The following is a 16576-nucleotide window of genomic DNA, read 5'->3' as shown; positions in this document are numbered from 1 at the left end:
ATTCGATCAATTATTCGCGGCATTGGAACTGGAATTCCAATGCTCCAGAAGTTGTTGAAACTCGTTCTGGATCGCCTGGTTGCGATCCTCATTGTACCAGCGCTGCAGCTTCTCCATCATCTCGGACTTGTCCAAGCCAATTGACTTCATCTCGAGAAAATAGTCCATCGCGGCCCGCGGACGCGGCCCCCACGTTCCAAGTTCGGCAAGCGTTTCGGCGTCGAGCGCGATCAGCTTTGGGATCGACCTCGCTCCGTTCGTCAAATACGCATCCATCAGGCCAAGATTCTCATCCCTCAGCACATATCGCGTTTCTATGTTTTCAGCCGCTGCGGCTATCCGTTCGATGACCGGTATCGACTGCGCCGCATCGCCGCACCACCCTTCCGTGATTATCAGCCAGATCATTTTCCGACGGTTTTCGTGGACCGAGGCAAGTATTGATTCACCGAGAACCGTCGTTTTTCCGACCCGTTTCATCCGCCGGATGTTGAGCTTCGCATAATCCAACATCGCTTCGGACTGATTCGGTCCGGTTGTTTTGCCTTCAGCGAGCAAACGGTCGAGCAGATTCGCGTACCCGGACCAGGTCATTGATTTTTCGATATAATCTTTCATTGTTCACCCCTTTTCAAATCTTCAAGCTCTTTTTCGAGCTTTTCGATGTATTCGTTCAACGGCTCGATCATTTCCTTTACCTCATCGGCCGTGTAGCGCGGAGTTATATGCTGCGGACAGTTCCAGTCAAACGCTTCGATATGAAATATCAGTGCGCGTTCGATCTTCGCGGCATAACCTTCGGGCTTGAGGCGCGCGAGCGTTCCCGGATCTTTGACGATCTCGGCGCGGGCCAGGATCTTCAGCCGGCGCCGATTCGCGTAATCCATCAAAAACAGTGCCGACTTGTCATTTCCGGCGAGATTTCCGACGCTGACGTACTGTCGGTTGCCCCGGAAATCTGCAAATCCGAGCGTTCCTTCATCGAGGACGCGAAGAAACCCGCGCGGCCCGCCGCGAAACTGCACGTAGGGCCAGCCTGTTTCGCCGACCGTCGCGAGATAGAAACCATCCCGCTGTTCTATGAAGTCGACCTCGGCGCCGCCGAGCGCCGAGGGCGTGGTTTCGCCCGATTCCGAACGGGCATAGATCGCCCGCGACTTTTGCTTTTCCTGAACAGCCAAAACGTTTGGCGTAAACGCGAACTCAAAGAACTTCGACGACATTTTCACCTCTTACTGCGTCAGGCGCTGCAGGATACCGTTGCGCTCGATCAGCCACCAGTAACCGGCGAGCAAACCTGATAACGACTTCAACAACAACGCCTTCATCCGAACTCCTCAGATCCTGACGACCAGATCTTCGCGGCGACCGCGGACTTTCGGCAATGAAGCGAGTCGGTCGTTTTCTGCGTCGCGATAGCCGACGGCCGCGAGCACGACGGCCGAATAATCCTCGAGCCCGAGGATCTCGTTGAACTTCGCCGCTTCGAACCCTTCCATCGGCGTCGCGTCGATTCCGAGAAGCGCGGCCGCGTTGAGCAAGAATCCAAGCGCGATGTATGCCTGGCGAGAATTCCAGGTTTCGGCATAACCGCCGTCGATCGCGTGGGCGGCCGAATCGTTGAGCATTTTTTCGAAGCCCTCCAACGACTCGCGCTCCGTGCCGCGAACCTCGGCGTTGAGGTCGATGAATCGCGCGACGTCCTCGGTCGTCAGCGCACGTTTGTACGCGAATACGACCAGATGCGAACTGTCGGTGATCTGTGGTTGATTATATGCCGCGGGCCGGAGCCGTTCTTTCATCGCCGGATCGGTGATGACGATGAATTTGTAAGGCTGAAGTCCGTAGCTCGACGGCGCAAGCAGCATCGCGTCTTCGATCGTTTTCCAGTCCGTGTCGGACACCTTTTTCGTCGGGTCGTATTTCTTGACGGCATAGCGCCAGTTAAGTTGCCCGAGAATCGCCTCGCGCGAGATTTTATGATTGTTCATTATTGCCCCTTTTTCGTTCATATTTTTGTAACCAGCGTTGATACAAAACAACGCAAAAAAACTCGATCAAACCGCGGCCGTCTGGTCCTCGACCGATTCGATCACGTCGCGCAGCGTGTAAAGCGCAAGTTTTTCTTCGATCGCGCGGTCGATCTCGGTCTGCAAACCGCCGAGCACGCGCTGGATGTTGCGGCCGACGAAACAATCTTGATTCGGCGTGTTCGGATGGAGCGAAAAAACCTCGCTCTTGGCGACCGCGTTGAAAACTTCAAGCAACGAAATGTCTTCGGCTTTCTTCGACAAACACGTTCCGCCGCAGGCGCCGGTCTGCGAAACAACCAGATTCGCCTCGTGCAGACTGCAAAGCAACCGTCTGATGACGACCGGATTCGTGTTCACGCTTTTCGCCAGATAATCCGACTTGATGCGTTCGTCACAACTCTTGGCGAGCATTGCCAAGACGTGAACCGCGATCGAGAACTGACTGTTTGCCGCCATAACTGTAACAAGTATAGTTACAAATTCCGCCGCTTGTCAAGCAAAGCGTCGGCAACCGCCGAATTCAGTGATCGATCGACTCACGAAGTTCGTCGATCGATTCGTCGGAAATCAGACGAAATTCCCGAATTCGCTCGTCGTTCGGAAGATAACTGGCGGTCAGCGCGTCGCAGATGACGAGTGATGCGCAATCGATCCCGCTTCGCCAACCGTTTTCGCCGGTCGAACGGATGATCAGGCTTTCGGCATCGATCTTTGCCGCGACGAGCATCGTCCGCGCAAGCCACAGAAACTTGTCCCAACCCGAGACAACGGCCACCAAATCGGATTTCGATGGGCGGTTTTCGACCGACATCGCTTCGGCGACCGAACGAGCTTTTAGATAGACGCATTCAGTTTCGGCTCCGATCTTCGGCTTCTCGTCGAACATCGCGGCGATAACGGTTCGATCGTCGCCCACGCCGTCGAATTGCAGCGTTGGAGATCCATCGACGCGGATCCCAAGAGAATCGCGGATCTCGGCGACGAGAATCTCCCGAAATCCTTCATCGTCTTCAAGCAGCAGCACCCGATTCGGCTGTCTTTGAACGGCGAATCTAGAAACGCATCCGCGAATCTCTTCATCCGAGAATCCAAGTTCACGCGCTTCCTTCAAGAATCTCGCGACCAGCCATTCGATCGAATTCTCGTTGCCGCCGTCCGTTTCGCGCACATAGAAACCGCTTCCCTTTCTAAATTCCAGCCAGCCGAGATCGGCCAACTCCTGATAGGCGTGCGAAACGGTATTCGCGTGAATCGTGAATCGGCGCGCGATCTCGCTGGTGCTCGGGAGTTTGTCGCCGACGGCGAGTTCGCCACTCGCGATTCCGAGCGTCACCTGCGTGACGATCTGTTGGCGGACCGGGATTTCCGATTTCTTGGCGATCCAAAGTTTCATCAATCGTCCAACTGTTCGAGAATGCGACCGACGAGTCCGAATGGCGAAGTTGTCCGCCGCTCAAGTCCGCGGTCGTTGAAACGCGTTTCGGTCAGGTAATTCGTCAGAAACTGGAGATTCTCTTCCTTTTTCTTGCCGAGCAGCGCCGCGGATCTGTCCGTCGCTTCCTTGCCGAAGGTCACGGCTGGCGCATTGTTCCCCTTAAATCTCGCAAACGCCGTATTCTTGGAAAAATTCTGGCCGGTCAGACGCGCGTCGAGACATTTCAGGGCCGCCTCGGGTTCGCCGATGACGAGTTTTCCATCAATCAGGATCGCCGCCGTCTCACCGTCGGCCGAACGGCGGATCTCCGCATTATCGCGCATCTCCGGAGCGAGCTTGAAATCGATTCCGGCGATCGATCTTTTCACCTTTTCAATGTCCTTGACGGAGACGATGGCGACCGATTTGTCGCCATCGGAATCGATCGAGGCCGTCCAGATCTCGCTGCCGACGGCGCTCAAAAATGTTTCCGCATCCGAAACGCCGTACGGTTCAAGCAGGCTGCCGGCAAAGGCGACGATGATATTGCCGCTTGTCGCGTCGGTGTTGCGGCCGGCGACGAGGAGCAGACTGCGCCACGCGACCTGCGGATTATCGAGATTGTAGCGCGTGGCACCAAACGGTTCAGACGGCACGAGGTCGGCGAGAGCGACTTCGGAAGTCGCCGGTTTCATCGTTTCTTTGAAAACCCCCGCGGTTTCCTGGTTGAGTGTAAGAGTGAAACGATCTTCAACGCCGGTTTCAGTCTTTGTCGCGGTCCAAACGACCTCTTTAACCGATCTTCGGACGAATTCCGGAAAAACGCGCGCGATAAAACTGCGGCCGTCCTCATCGTCGGTCGCTTCGAGCGCGGTCGAAACGCCGGCGACGTTCGAAAGTTGGGCGATGCCGTCCGCCGAGACGTAACCGTTCGCGAGCACGTTTGCATCGCCCGCACTTAATCTTGCGAGCGCCTCGTTTTTCATCAAACTTTCGCCCTCGCCGCGCGCGACCGCGAGGCATTTCTCGAGCGCGGTTTCGTCATTGCTGAAGAACACCCGGCTGCCCGAAACGAACGCAAATACCTTGCGCCCGTCGGTCGCAGTCCAGACAAAGTGCTTCCCCGTCGCGCGGTCAGTACGCTCGAGTTGAACTTCGCCGCCGTAGGTCTCATTGATGAAGTTGCCGAGTTTTTCTTCAACGAACTGAAGCGTGTAGCGATTCCACGAATGAGTGTCGCCGACCGCGACGAAACGCGGCTTGAAATTCAATACGGAATTCTCGGTCGTGACCTGATTCTCGGAAGCCTCAAAGCCGGTCACCGCAACGGCGAGCTGCAATCCGTTGAGCGCCGAGAAGTCGGTCTTGCTCTTCATCGCCTGCTCGAACGCCTTTGTATCCTGCAGGCTCCCAAGCAATCGCCCGAGATCGTTCGTTTCCAAATAAACGAGCGTTTCAGCCGGTAAAAGCGCCCGCATATCGGTCGGCGGAGAACTGCAGGAAGAACCGAAGGCAACAGTTAAAAGGCAAATGGCAAAGAGCCCGGCAAGTCGCCTCAAACACCGGCGCCCAAGAACGCGTAATTGTACGCCGCGCGATTCAAACACTTTTCGAACCGGCACCCCTTCACCCCTAGACCAATTACCTGATGTTTGTTTGGGTTTCTGCATTCCCTTTCCCTTTGCCTTTTCCCCTCTGCCTTTTCCCCTTTTCCTTTTTCCCTTTTGCCTTTTTCCCTTTTCCCCTTTTCCCTTTTCCCTTTTCCCTTTTCCCTTTTCCCTTTTCCCTTTTCCCTTTTCCCTTTTCCCTTTTCCCTTTTCCCTTTTCCCCTTTTGCCTTTTTCCCTTTTCCTTTTTACCTTATCTGTATGACGAAAGTATTTGCGGATAACATTTTACAGGGAAAGACGGCTTTTGTAACAGGCGGCGGAACGGGCATCACCGGAGGCGTCGCGCGGGCGTTCGCGGAAGCCGGGGCGCGGCTCGCGATCACTTCGCGGAAACAGGAAAACCTCGACGCGATGAAGAAACTCGTCGAGGATAACGGCGGCGAGTGTTTCACGGTCGTCGCGGATGTCCGCGACTACGAAGCAGTCGAACGCGCGATCGCCGCAACTGCTTCGCATTACGGCCAGATCGACATCGTCGTCAACGGCGCCGCCGGCAACTTCTTGTGCAAGGCCAACGAACTTTCGGCCAACGGCTTCGGGACGGTCGTCGATATTGATACGAAAGGCACATTCAACGTGTGCCGGGCGGCGTTCGAAGAGCTGAAGAAATCCAAGGGCCAGATCCTGAACATCTCCGCGACGCTTCATTATCTTGCGACGCCGATGCAGATCCACGTTTCGGCCGCGAAAGCCGGAGTCGACGCGATCACGCGCAATCTTTCGGTCGAATGGGGACGCTACGGAATACGCGTCAACGGCATCGCGCCCGGCCCGATCGAGGACACCGAAGGAATGAAGCGCCTTTTGCCGCCGGAGTTGAAAGACAAGCTGACGAAGCGAATCCCGCTGCAGCGTTTCGGCCGTATCGCCGACATCGAAAACGCCGCGCTCTTCCTCGCGTCGGACGCCGCGAGCTACGTCAACGGCGTGACACTCGTCGTCGACGGTGGTCAATGGTTGCTTGGAACGAGTCTTGGGTGATTTGGGATTTCGACTGGAGCGCAAGCGTCCCCGCTTGCACTGAGCGCGGAGCGCGAACAGCGCCGGGGAAACCAGCGCTCCAGGTTCAACGGCTTTACGGCGTTCCACGCCGTTGCAAGCGGGGACGCTTGCGCTCCAGTCGGCTTGCGCTCCAGTCGGCTTGCGCTCCAGTCCGAGAAGTTTTCGTTGACATCAACGATCGAATCGGGTAAAAATACCCACACAAGGATTTTGAAGGAACGCTCGGACGTGAGTCTTACTTGAGATTTGCGACGTTTTACGCTGTTCGATCGTTGACGATCGAACAGCGGACCTCTGTCGCTCTCCTTGCCGATTTCCTTATTTCAGCGCGGCGATCAGCGCAATGACGATCAGAATAATGGCGACGATCACGAACACCAGACAGCCGATCTTCATCCAGCTGTAGGGCCGATCGCCCTGGACCTCGCCGGTGCGGCCGTTGACGACGATCTGAAAGACCTTTTCATTGAACCGATAGGCGCCGGCGTAGATCGGGAGCAGCAAATGCTTGAACGTGACGTCGCCGTATTCGGTCGTGACGTTGCCGATGCGTTGTTCGTCGCCGCCGATGTCGTGGCGAACATCCGCGCAAATTACGTCGTAAGCGATTCCCTTGAACTTCTCGAACCCGGCATCGAGTGCGATCTGGTAGGTTTGCGCCTTGTGTCCCGACAAATAGGCAGGTTCATACGGTTTCAACTGGTCGAGGTCCCACGGCTCGAGCCTTCGGAGATATTCTTCTGACAGCGAGGTCGTCGCCGGAATGCAGACATCGTCGAAAAAACGCCCGACCTGTCCGCTGGCGTACGACCAGCGCGTGTGCCGGACCTGCCGCGACTTTTGCTCGCCGTTCTCCTCGTAATACTCTGTCTCGTAATAATAATCGCCGCGCTCGCCGCTGTAAGAGCTTTGGGTCGATGCGTCGTAGGTCCAATAAGGAATGTAAATGCTCGACAATTTGTCGGCCGTCGCCATCGTCTTGAGCGCCGACGGCGCGAACCAGAGCGACCCGATCCAAGTTTTGAAATTCGAGATCGCCTGCGGCGGCGGAACCGAGAAAGGCAAAACCCCTTCGGGCGCAACGAGCGGATCGGCCGCCTTCGGCTGGGCGACGATCTTGCCGCCGCAGAAGGCACACGAGGTCGCTGTTTCGGGCGGCGTGAAATTGACGATCGCGCCGCAACTGTCGCAGTTGACCTGCATCGCGTTCTGCGCCATCGGCTGCAGATTCTGCGCGGCGCGATCGATGAATTCATAGAAGTCGCGTTCATCGACAGAACCCTCGGCGGCGACCTCCTGCGCGTGCTCGCAATACGGGCAGGCGAGTTTTCCGAGCGCCGCGTCGAAGACCATATTCGCCGAGCAATTCGGACATAAAAAACGATTTACATTTTCTTTGTTTATCTCAGGGGCATTTTCCATTGTTTTGGGTTCCGGCCTCAGCCGGTCTGATCATCGAAATTCCGAAATATCCATTCCGTACTTTTCACGAACGTATTCTTCCTGGGCGATATTCAGGTTCTTGAGATTCGCGAGCCTTCTTTCGGCCTTGCGGATGTGCGTCTTCGTCCGTTCGGCCATCTGCTTGAGCAGATCGCGGCCTTCACGCAGTTCGGCCTCGACCTTTTGACGAAGGTCGTACAATTCCGACTGTTCGGCGTCCGCTTTTTCTCTTCCAAGCTCAATCAGCCGTTTTTTGATCTGATAGATCTGCCGGATCGCCCGGACCAGCTCGTCTCCCACCGAATCGCCTTTGACCAAATCGGGAGAGTCCCGAAAATCCTCGACGAGCTTGTCGAGCCGCGCCTGGTCGCCGGCGGAATAAGCGTCGTTCAGCGTCGCCATCAGCGCGTGACGGCGCTCTTTCTCGGCGGCGTCGAGGGCGAGATCCGGATGAATGATGCGCGCCAGATCGTGATACGCCTTTTTCGCCGCTGCAGTCGGCCGCAATTTGTCCCAAGCTTCTGCTTCGTCGGCGTCAATCGCGGACTCTTCCGCGCGCCGTCGAAGTTCTTCGGCCCGTTTCTTGATCTCCTCATCGTCCGGAACGAGTTTCGCCTCTTCTTCGGCGATCTGCGCCTCGATCTCGTCAAAGTCGTGATAAAACCGCGCGACATCCATCTTGTAACGCGCTTCGAACTGTTCGAGTTCCGCCCGCAGATCGGCCATCTCTTCCTCGCTGTCGGCGAGGCGGTCCTTCAAACGGTCGAGGACCTTCCGCTTTTTGTTCAGTTCGATCTCTTCGGGTGCCAGTTGTGATTTCATCCGTGCAATTCTGGAATAAATATTGAAATTCCGCAATTGGTGTCGTTCCATCCGCGGCCGTTCGCGCTGCGCGCTCATTGCAAGCGGGGACGCTTGCGCTCCAGTCGGGGACGCTTGCGCTCCAGTCGGGGACGCTTGCGCTCCAGTTCGCTTGCGTTCTACTCCGATTCGATGATCTCGAAGGTCGTCTCGATCTCGGCCGCCGGACGCACGGTCGCCGCGACCGAACAGTATTTCGTGTCCGAAAGTTCGATCGCACGCGCGACCGCTTGTTCGGAAACGTCGTGACCGTACACCAAATGGTGAATATGGAAGGACGTGAACGCACGCGGATGATCTTCACGGCGCGTCCCCGAGATCTCGGCCCGGTACGCCGTGATCTTCTGCCGTTTCTTCTGCAGGATCGAAACGACGTCGACCGCCGTGCATCCGGCGACAGCGATCATCAGCAGTTCGACGGGCGACGGCGCCGTCTTGTTTTCTCCTTTGGTATCAACAGTTATAGAATGACCGCTGGGTGATGTCCCGATGTATAGATCATCTCCCGCCCATTGTACGACCGCTTTTGCTTGAATATCCGACATCTTTCTGTCTCCTTGAATTGAACGCCTGAACGTAATTTGCTTACGTTCTCAATTATAGGTTTTTCGACCCGGATAATGAACCGAATCGGCGAACAACTTTATGGCACGAAATCTGCTTCTAAAGTATCGCGAGCACGAAATGGTTGGTAACTCGTGCACGAACGGAAGGAGCAACGATAAAAATGAGCATAATGAAAAGCTTGGTTTCGGTCTATGTGATAGCGGTTTTGGCGGTTTTGGGTTTGGCGGGCAGTGCGCTGGCGCAAAAGGCGCCGAACCAGCGTGAGGTGGCGGGCACTTTGCGGAGTCTCGACTCGAAAGTCGATGATCTGCGTTACAGCCTTCGCTACGGACTTCGCGATTCGGACGATGTCGATTCGCTCGAAAACGACGTCGTCGAACTTGACCGTCTCATCCGGGCCTTTCAGACCAACCTCAATCAGCGCCGCGAAAACGCCGACGACGTGCTCGACGTCTTGAACGCGGCGAAATCGATCTCGGATTATCTCCGGTCGAACCGCGTCAACGACACCGTCCAGAAAGACTGGAACGATGTCCGGACGCTGCTTGACCGTTTGGCGAGAAATTATTCGGTCAACTGGGACTGGAACGCGGGCGGAAACACGACTCGGACAATGCCGATGTCGTCGAATTCGCTTACAGGCACATATCAGCTTGACGCCTCGCGCAGCGAAGACACGCGCGACATCGTCGAGAACAGCGACGTTTCCGACGCCGAGCGACAGGACCTCGAAAACAAGCTCGAAGCGGCGGAACAGATCGCGATCGAGATCCGTGGCAACCAGGTGACGCTTGCATCGACGCGCGCCCCGGCGGTGACCTTTACAGCCGACGGACGCACAAGGGTCGAGAATTCAAGCGGCACAAACGTTCGCGTTCGCGCTCTGCTCGGCAAACAGGATCTGACGATCTCAAGTCTCGGCGGTGAATCGGATTACACGATCACGTTCGCGATCGAGGATGGCGGGCGCGGGCTCAAGGTGACGCGCCGGATCACGACGAAGTATTTGAGTCAGACCGTTTTCGCCGATAGTTTCTACAACAAGACCGATCAAGTCGCGCGTCTCGATATCGATACGAATCCGAGTACCGTGACGACGACCACAACGACGGACGCCGATCAGGACAACCAGACCTATTCGTCGAACGATCCGACCGACGATCCGAATGCTCCGACGACGCGCACGCAGCGAACCGGGGACTTCATCGTACCCGGCGGAACGATCATCAGCGGAATTCTCGAGAATGACCTGTCGACAAAGATCTCGCAGAACAACGATCGCTTTCGGATGACGGTCCAGTCGCCAAATGAATATCGCGGCGCGGTCATCGAGGGTTATATCAGCGGCATCAACCGTTCCGGCAAGGTCACCGGCCGCTCGAAGCTGACGTTCAATTTCGAGAAGATAACCCTGCGCAGCGGTGAGACGTACGATTTTGCCGGTTACCTTCAGTCGGTCACCGATCAAAACGGCAAGACCGTCAAGATCGACACCGAAGGCACCGCAAAGGGCGACAGCCAGACGAAAGAGACCGTCAAGCGCGGCGGCATCGGCGCGGGGGCCGGAGCGCTGATCGGCGCGATCCTCGGCGGCGGCAAAGGCGCGGCGATCGGCGCGATCATCGGCGGCAGCGCCGGCGCGGGCTCGGTCGTGCTCCAGGGCAAGGACGATCTCGAACTGAAACAAGGTTCGACGGTGACGGTCCAGTCGTCATCACCGAATCGATAGGAACAGTGCAGAGTGCAGAGTGCAAAGTGCATAGTCGAACTTACGAACTTACGAACTATGCACTTTGCACTCTGCGCTTCTGCACTTCTGCACTATGCACTTTGCACTCTGCACTGCTCCCTGCCTGTGCTATTTTAGTCGGTATGAAATCGCTTCCCGAAGAGGCTGAACTTTTTCGCGACCGAAAATGGCGGCGAGACGAGGTTCTTCGGATCGAAACGGCGGCGGAAATCGAGGCGATGGTCGAAGATCTGGGGTTTTGCCTTGGGCTGACCGATGCGCGGACGAATCTTCCGAGCGTCTACATCGCGGTCTGCGGCCGGCGCGACGCCCATATGCCGCGGAATGTCCAGAAAGACCCCGAAGCCAGTCTCGCGTGGGTGTTAAAGGACGAAGTGATGCGGCGCGGGAAGGTCTATTACGGCAAACTCGTCAAGGGCCGCTCGATGTTCGTCGCGCCCCGGCTCGTTCCCTGCTTCAACGCGATCTGGGGGATTCCGAAAAAGGACGAAAAGGAAAGACTTTCGCCGGCCGCGCGTAAGATCCTCAAGGTTCTGCGAAAGGAATGGGAAATGGCGAGCGCCGATCTCCGTGCAGAGGCCGGGATCGATGACCGCAAGGAATTCACCAAGGCACTCGATCAATTGCAGATGCATCTCAAAGTAGTTCCGCAGGAAGTTTTGTACGAACCCAAATTCACTTACATCTGGACGCTCGCCGAAGCCCGTTTCCCCGACGAATTGGCGAAGAAGATCTCACGCGAGACCGCGGTCCGCGAGATCGCCCGAGCGTTTCTCGCGATGTGCGGCACGACAATTCTCGGTGAATTGTCGAAAGCCATTGGCCTCGCCCGCTGGGAAACCGGAATGGCGAATCATCAGCTCGTCGGTGAAGGCTTTGCGGAGCGGGTCGAAAGCGGCGTTTATCGGCTGAAAAACACCAGTGGTTTCAATCAATCGACCGCTGGTTGAGAAGTTAATGCGAAAGTCTATGCAAAGAGTTAGTTTTGAACGGGTCTGCATTTTTGACCCGCGACCCTAGGGTCACAAAAGCGGGGGCTGTTGGGAAGCAGCCCCCGATTTGTTTGGAATCCGGACAATTTTCTTCCGGACCATTAATTTCTGTTTGGGAAGCCCTAAAATCAGGTCACAAAATCAACCGATCATCAGCTGAAAATGTCCATAATGAACTCTTCGATCTGATGGAACAGGCATCCGCAGGCATACGGGTCACAGGATTTGCTCTGCGGATCCCACTTACCATTCTGGTCGTGGCAGAGAGCATACTGCGATTTCGGATTCTCAATAGCGCCGTCCGAATCCCCCGCCTTGCCGGCGAAAGCAAAAGAAACAGCCGTCAGCAACATTAGCGTCGCAAATAGTTTTTTCATTCGTTAGTCTCCTTGATTTTGAACGGATGCTGAATGCTAACCATCGATGCCGGCATCCTTACGACACCGTCAATTCCAATATATTCCTTTTTTTAGGCTCCGACAACCGGTCTTTTGAACCGCGATCTGATGCGATCCGAAATGACCTTTCTGAACGGTTTCGCTATACTTACGCATCAACTTCCGCAGGAGATCAATCAATGGACGAAACGGCCGACGAGCAAGACGCTGAGAATTCATCCGAAGAGCCCGTCCCAAACAAATCAAGATACGACCGATCGATCGTCGAAGGCCCGCTCGGTCCGGCAGTCTGGAAGATCGCCTGGCCGACGATGCTGACCAACGCCGTCGGCGGGCTTCAAGGCATCGTCGATCACATACTTGTCGGAAATCTCGTCGGATTCAAGGGTAATGCGGCGATCGGCGTCAGCTTTCAGATCTTTTTGGTCGTCGTCGTCTTCGTCTCGTCGATCTTTATCGGGATGAACATTATGATCTCGCGATTCACCGGCGCGCGCGAGGAAGAGAAAGTCGACCGCACGTTTTATCAGGGATTTCTGACGGCCGTTTTCATCGCGTTCTTCGTCATCGCGCCGGTCGGCTATTTCGCCTCTCCGTACCTGCTCGATCTCGTCAACGCCGAAGCCGGCGTCAAGGCCGAAGCGCTTCCGTTTCTGCGGATAATGTTTCTATTCAGTGTCGGAATGATGATGTTCTTTATGCTCGGGGGCGCGCTTCGTTCTGCGGGCGACGCAAAAACCCCGATGCGGCTGGCGATCGCGCTGACGGTTATGAACCTCGTCTTCAACATCATTTTCATCCGCGGGCTCGGACCGATCCCGTCGTTCGGCACAAAAGGCGCGGCGATGGGAACTTGCCTCGCTTCCGGGCTCTTGGCGATCTATTCGGTTTGGAACCTGGCGACGGGGCGTTGGGTTCTGACGCTCAAACAAAAGAACGGCTACGCACCTGATTTTTCGATCATCAGAAAGCTCTTCAAACTCGGACTACCGGCCGGGATCCAGGGCATCGCGATGAACGTCGGCGGCGTCCTGATGCTGGCATTTATCGGGTCGCTGGCGGAAAGCGCAGCAGCCCAGGCGGCGTTCGCGGTCTCGTACACGCAGCTCTTTTCGTTCATCACCTGGACATCTTTCGGGCTTCTCGGCGCGGCGGCTGCGGTCGCCGGCCAGAATCTCGGCGCGAAGCAGCCCGACCGTGCCGACGCCGCGGTTCACGCCGCTGCGCGGTTTGGCCTCGCGGTTGCCGCATTTGTCGGCTTCTTTTTCTTTTTCTTCCCGGCTCAGCTGCTCGCGGTTTTCGGGATGAAGGATCCGCTCACGGTCGAGATCGGTGTTCAACTGCTTCGATTCCTGAGTGTCTCAGGATTGTTCGTCTCGGTCGCCCTGACGTACACCGGCGGACTTCAGGGCACTGGTGACACGAAGAGCCCGCTCTACATTTCGATCGTTTCACAGGTCTTGATCCCGCTCGGGATCTGTTTCGCGATCCGTGAGTTCTCGACGCTTAGTCCTTGGCACATCTGGACGGCGATCCTAGCCGGCCACATCGCGAGATGCGTCCTGAGCATCTGGCGCTTCAGGCAGGGGAAATGGCGGTCAATAAAGGTTGATATTTCGACCACCGAAGCGTAGTTCAATTTGGGATTGGGGATTGGGGATTTGGGATTTGCCGCGAGTCGGTACCGCCTGCGTCAGCGGGCGGGCACCCAATACGCTTCGACCCGTTATCCGCTGCGAGTCCGACCATTGCGCCTCGACCTGAAATTTGCCACATCCACGAACAGAATTCAAATCCGAACAAAGCTTGCTGTCGTTCTTCGAGTCCCCAGACGAATTCGGCATTTTGCCAAAAGATAGATTCAAATTATCCTCGTCGTGAGCTAAAATGACGTTAGCTGCCGCCCCCGGCTTGTCGGCGAAGTTTCAGGGGCGAAAAGCGGCTCTTCGACGCTCGCAAGAAATCAAAGTCGTCTTCAAAACGGCACTTGATCGTCGAAGAACGTACAGCGGCGAGGAGGCAAAATGGCAAACCGGCGAATTGAGACCGATCAGACAGTCTACACCTTCAAATCCAGCGGCAACCCGCACGATTTCATTCTTGGAGCGAAACCCAATCTGGTGGGCGACGGCGAGATATACAAGTTTCACATCCCCGACACTGAGTCTGATGTTTTTGGCGGCTTCAGGAAAGTGATGCTCGAAGTCGAAACGGACGAGTCGAATATGATCGTCCAATTTGACGCGTTGCTGGATATCTTCTACGTTCCGCCGAGTTTCTTGGTGGCGAAAGAGAAGACGCCGACAAAACTCGGACAGGTCAGCTTCAGCGGCAATCTGGTGAAGGGTTCAAGGAAACCGAAATGGAACTCGACGATCATCGTTAACTGTCCCTTCAATGAGGCCAACTCCTCGGGTTTGCCGGCGGCCGTTCGCTCGATCGGGCCGGGTGCATTTCTGACGTGCGTGGTCCAGTCTCTCTTCGGAACCAAGAACGGGATCAAGATGCTCGGGCTCGAGGGATTTCAGCTGCCGGACGCAGACGCCGGCGAGACCGAAATAAAGGTCAACGGTTAGAACTGACAACCGATTTGGGATTTTGGATTTGGGATTTGGGATCAATCCCGTCCTAAACGTTTTTTGAAAACTGGGTCATTTTAGCAGATAAAAAAATAGAGAAAGTGGTTTTTCTCAATGATTTCCTGAATTGATTCGGGCTATCGTTGAGTTGAAACAAAAACAACACCTTCTCTTATGGAAAAAATAACATTATTTGCGCAGATCGTCACCCGTTTGGATCGTTTTGGATTCGACCGGATTGTCCGAAAGCACCAGACCGACAAGCATGCAAAGGGTTATGACAGCTGGACGCATCTGATCTCGATGCTGTTTTGCCAGTTCGCAAAGAGCCAGTCGGTCCGCGACATCAGCAACGGGCTTCGGTCGGCGACCGGCAACCTGAATCATCTCGGTGTCGCCAAGGCACCGTCGAAGTCGTCGGTCAGTTACCAGAACAAACATCGCGACTGGCGCATCTTCAGGGATTACTATTTTCATCTGCTCGATCTTTTAGGACAGCAGAAGACCCACCGGAAGATAAAGTTCAGGATCAAATCGAAGATTCTGCTGCTCGATTCGACGACGATCAGTTTATGTCTGGACTTGTTCGACTGGGCGCATTACAAGACGGCGAAGGGCGCGGTCAAGCTGCACACATTGCTCGATTACGACGGCGGATTGCCGGTTTATGTGAACGTCACAACGGGCAAAACAGGCGATAACAAAGGGGCTTACGACATTCCTCTGATCCCGGGAAGCGTCGTCGTCGCCGACCGTTTCTACGCCGATCTTTATTTGCTCAACGTTTGGGACAGCAGCGGCGTTAAGTTCGTCGTCCGGCACAAGGAGAACCTCCAATACACGGTTCTGAAGGAGAATGAGACGCCGTCCGATTCGCCTGTTCGGGCGGACCAGATCATCGAGTTCGCGTTCCGAAATCGAAGCAACGCTATCCGAAGAAGCTTCGCCGGGTGGTCGTCTGGAATGAAGAACACCAACAGGAGATCGAACTATTGACGAATAATTTTACGTGGTCGGCAAACACGATCGGCGACCTTTACAAGAGCCGCTGGCAGATCGAGATCTTCTTCGGGAGATCAAACAGCGCCATCAAATCGTTTATCGGCACGACTCTAAACGCCGTGATGATTCAGATCTGGACCGCGCTGATCACGATTCTGCTTTTGAAATATCTGAAAGCAAAGGCAAAATACAAATGGCATTTATCGAATTTAGTGGCATTTATTCGGCTGAATATGTACACCAAAATAGATTTGCAACATTGGCTCGACGACCCGTTCACCGAGCCGTCCAAAAGGCATATTAATTTGAACCAGGGGGTTCTTTTCAAATCCGACGCCTGAGAACGCGTCACAACCAATGTTTCAGGCCGGTCGGAATCCGGAATGAAAACGTTTAGGACAGCATTGATTTGGGATTTGCGATTTGCGATTTGCGATTTGCGATTTGCGATTTGGGATTTTGGATTTGCGATTTGCGATTTGCGATTTGCGATTTTGGGCTTTGGATTTGGGATTGTAGGGAGCCAACACCGCTTGCGTTAAAAGCCGGGTCAAAACTCCGTCGGGATAAGAGCGTCAGCACCATCTGCAGTAGCGGATGGCCACATCTCGATTAACTGATTTTGGGGCTCGAAATTTCATCGCAAACCAACCGCTACCGCAGTTGGTACTGACTGACGCGCCGACGGTGCCGTCGACTCGCCGCGGCAGATTTGAAACAGGCTCGTTAGCAGACCGAAGGCCATTGCGCATCGATCCGTGATCTCCCGCGAATCACCATTGCGCCTCGCCCCTTGATCTCCCGCGAATCCATCCATCACGACTCGATCCGCGAGCTGCCGCACATCCGTCCATCGCGCTTCGACC

The 16576-nt window shown here is 55.4% G+C and carries 15 protein-coding genes and 1 pseudogene; 6 read left to right on the top strand and 10 right to left on the bottom strand.

Annotated elements, in window-relative coordinates; all coding sequences use genetic code 11:
- Positions 1-6: 6 nt before the first annotated feature.
- The 6 genes from IPN69_17220 to IPN69_17195 all read right to left on the bottom strand — a co-directional run bounded on the left by IPN69_17220 (position 7) and on the right by IPN69_17195 (position 4925).
- Positions 7-618, bottom strand: a complete 612-nt coding sequence (locus IPN69_17220; GenBank protein MBK8812452.1) for a thioredoxin family protein — start codon at positions 616-618, stop codon at positions 7-9.
- Positions 615-1223: a pyridoxamine 5'-phosphate oxidase family protein gene (locus IPN69_17215; GenBank protein MBK8812451.1), complete on the bottom strand. Its 609-nt coding sequence runs from the start codon at positions 1221-1223 to the stop codon at positions 615-617. The genes IPN69_17220 and IPN69_17215 overlap by 4 nt, the downstream gene beginning before the upstream one ends.
- A gap of 114 nt (positions 1224-1337) precedes the next feature.
- On the bottom strand, positions 1338-1991 hold the full coding sequence (locus IPN69_17210; GenBank protein MBK8812450.1) for an NAD(P)H-dependent oxidoreductase: 654 nt from the start codon (positions 1989-1991) through the stop codon (positions 1338-1340).
- Positions 1992-2057: 66 nt separating this feature from the next.
- Positions 2058-2489: an Rrf2 family transcriptional regulator gene (locus tag IPN69_17205; protein ID MBK8812449.1), complete on the bottom strand. Its 432-nt coding sequence runs from the start codon at positions 2487-2489 to the stop codon at positions 2058-2060.
- A 64-nt stretch (positions 2490-2553) separates the two neighbouring features.
- Complete coding sequence (locus IPN69_17200; GenBank protein ID MBK8812448.1) at positions 2554-3426, bottom strand: GntR family transcriptional regulator; 873 nt, start codon at positions 3424-3426, stop codon at positions 2554-2556.
- On the bottom strand, positions 3426-4925 hold the full coding sequence (locus IPN69_17195) for a hypothetical protein (protein MBK8812447.1): 1500 nt from the start codon (positions 4923-4925) through the stop codon (positions 3426-3428). Before IPN69_17195 ends, IPN69_17200 begins: the two co-directional genes overlap by 1 nt.
- A 389-nt stretch (positions 4926-5314) precedes the next feature.
- On the opposite strand from IPN69_17195, the gene IPN69_17190 reads away from it, so the two are divergent.
- Positions 5315-6097 (top strand): SDR family oxidoreductase, encoded by a 783-nt coding sequence (locus IPN69_17190; protein ID MBK8812446.1) that lies wholly within the window; start codon positions 5315-5317, stop codon positions 6095-6097.
- 339 nt (positions 6098-6436) lie between these two features.
- Here the strand turns inward: IPN69_17190 and IPN69_17185 are convergent, their stop codons facing one another.
- The 3 genes from IPN69_17185 to IPN69_17175 form a co-directional block, all read right to left on the bottom strand.
- Positions 6437-7540, bottom strand: a complete 1104-nt coding sequence (locus IPN69_17185) for a hypothetical protein (protein ID MBK8812445.1) — start codon at positions 7538-7540, stop codon at positions 6437-6439.
- 30 nt (positions 7541-7570) lie between these two features.
- On the bottom strand, positions 7571-8383 hold the full coding sequence (locus IPN69_17180; protein ID MBK8812444.1) for a hypothetical protein: 813 nt from the start codon (positions 8381-8383) through the stop codon (positions 7571-7573).
- A gap of 158 nt (positions 8384-8541) precedes the next feature.
- Positions 8542-8967 (bottom strand): OsmC family protein, encoded by a 426-nt coding sequence (locus IPN69_17175; GenBank protein MBK8812443.1) that lies wholly within the window; start codon positions 8965-8967, stop codon positions 8542-8544.
- A 182-nt stretch (positions 8968-9149) separates the two neighbouring features.
- Between IPN69_17175 and IPN69_17170 the strand changes: the two genes are divergently transcribed.
- Both IPN69_17170 and IPN69_17165 read left to right on the top strand, forming a co-directional pair.
- Positions 9150-10718, top strand: a complete 1569-nt coding sequence (locus IPN69_17170; GenBank protein MBK8812442.1) for a hypothetical protein — start codon at positions 9150-9152, stop codon at positions 10716-10718.
- 143 nt (positions 10719-10861) lie between these two features.
- Complete coding sequence (locus IPN69_17165; GenBank protein ID MBK8812441.1) at positions 10862-11689, top strand: hypothetical protein; 828 nt, start codon at positions 10862-10864, stop codon at positions 11687-11689.
- Between the two features lie 194 nt (positions 11690-11883).
- Here the strand turns inward: IPN69_17165 and IPN69_17160 are convergent, their stop codons facing one another.
- Positions 11884-12108: a hypothetical protein gene (locus IPN69_17160; protein ID MBK8812440.1), complete on the bottom strand. Its 225-nt coding sequence runs from the start codon at positions 12106-12108 to the stop codon at positions 11884-11886.
- Between the two features lie 200 nt (positions 12109-12308).
- On the opposite strand from IPN69_17160, the gene IPN69_17155 reads away from it, so the two are divergent.
- The 3 genes and pseudogenes from IPN69_17155 (at position 12309) to IPN69_17145 (ending at position 16051) form a co-directional block, all read left to right on the top strand.
- Positions 12309-13763 (top strand): MATE family efflux transporter, encoded by a 1455-nt coding sequence (locus IPN69_17155; protein ID MBK8812439.1) that lies wholly within the window; start codon positions 12309-12311, stop codon positions 13761-13763.
- A 390-nt stretch (positions 13764-14153) separates the two neighbouring features.
- The gene (locus tag IPN69_17150; protein ID MBK8812438.1) at positions 14154-14705 is read left to right on the top strand and encodes a hypothetical protein; all 552 of its coding nucleotides are present in this window, start codon (positions 14154-14156) and stop codon (positions 14703-14705) included.
- A gap of 177 nt (positions 14706-14882) precedes the next feature.
- A pseudogene (locus tag IPN69_17145) lies at positions 14883-16051 on the top strand (IS4 family transposase).
- The last annotated feature ends 525 nt before the right edge of the window (positions 16052-16576 follow it).

The organism is Acidobacteriota bacterium (assembly GCA_016715115.1).
Taxonomy (GTDB): Bacteria; Acidobacteriota; Blastocatellia; order Pyrinomonadales; family Pyrinomonadaceae; genus JAFDVJ01.
Note: the sequence above shows the minus strand (reverse complement) of the source record. Positions and strands in the feature narration are given on the sequence as shown.

What these genes read in the sequence shown, in the direction of transcription:
- IPN69_17210 (MBK8812450.1), bottom strand. Translation starts at nt 1,991, where the DNA reads ATGAACAATCATAAAATCTCGCGCGAGGCGATTCTCGGGCAACTTAAC.
- IPN69_17195 (MBK8812447.1), bottom strand. Translation starts at nt 4,925, where the DNA reads ATGCGGGCGCTTTTACCGGCTGAAACGCTCGTTTATTTGGAAACGAAC.
- IPN69_17200 (MBK8812448.1), bottom strand. Translation starts at nt 3,426, where the DNA reads ATGAAACTTTGGATCGCCAAGAAATCGGAAATCCCGGTCCGCCAACAG.
- IPN69_17165 (MBK8812441.1), top strand. Translation starts at nt 10,862, where the DNA reads ATGAAATCGCTTCCCGAAGAGGCTGAACTTTTTCGCGACCGAAAATGG.
- IPN69_17180 (MBK8812444.1), bottom strand. Translation starts at nt 8,383, where the DNA reads ATGAAATCACAACTGGCACCCGAAGAGATCGAACTGAACAAAAAGCGG.
- IPN69_17220 (MBK8812452.1), bottom strand. Translation starts at nt 618, where the DNA reads ATGAAAGATTATATCGAAAAATCAATGACCTGGTCCGGGTACGCGAAT.
- IPN69_17170 (MBK8812442.1), top strand. Translation starts at nt 9,150, where the DNA reads ATGAGCATAATGAAAAGCTTGGTTTCGGTCTATGTGATAGCGGTTTTG.
- IPN69_17190 (MBK8812446.1), top strand. Translation starts at nt 5,315, where the DNA reads ATGACGAAAGTATTTGCGGATAACATTTTACAGGGAAAGACGGCTTTT.
- IPN69_17185 (MBK8812445.1), bottom strand. Translation starts at nt 7,540, where the DNA reads ATGGAAAATGCCCCTGAGATAAACAAAGAAAATGTAAATCGTTTTTTA.
- IPN69_17205 (MBK8812449.1), bottom strand. Translation starts at nt 2,489, where the DNA reads ATGGCGGCAAACAGTCAGTTCTCGATCGCGGTTCACGTCTTGGCAATG.
- IPN69_17150 (MBK8812438.1), top strand. Translation starts at nt 14,154, where the DNA reads ATGGCAAACCGGCGAATTGAGACCGATCAGACAGTCTACACCTTCAAA.
- IPN69_17160 (MBK8812440.1), bottom strand. Translation starts at nt 12,108, where the DNA reads ATGAAAAAACTATTTGCGACGCTAATGTTGCTGACGGCTGTTTCTTTT.
- IPN69_17215 (MBK8812451.1), bottom strand. Translation starts at nt 1,223, where the DNA reads ATGTCGTCGAAGTTCTTTGAGTTCGCGTTTACGCCAAACGTTTTGGCT.
- IPN69_17175 (MBK8812443.1), bottom strand. Translation starts at nt 8,967, where the DNA reads ATGTCGGATATTCAAGCAAAAGCGGTCGTACAATGGGCGGGAGATGAT.
- IPN69_17155 (MBK8812439.1), top strand. Translation starts at nt 12,309, where the DNA reads ATGGACGAAACGGCCGACGAGCAAGACGCTGAGAATTCATCCGAAGAG.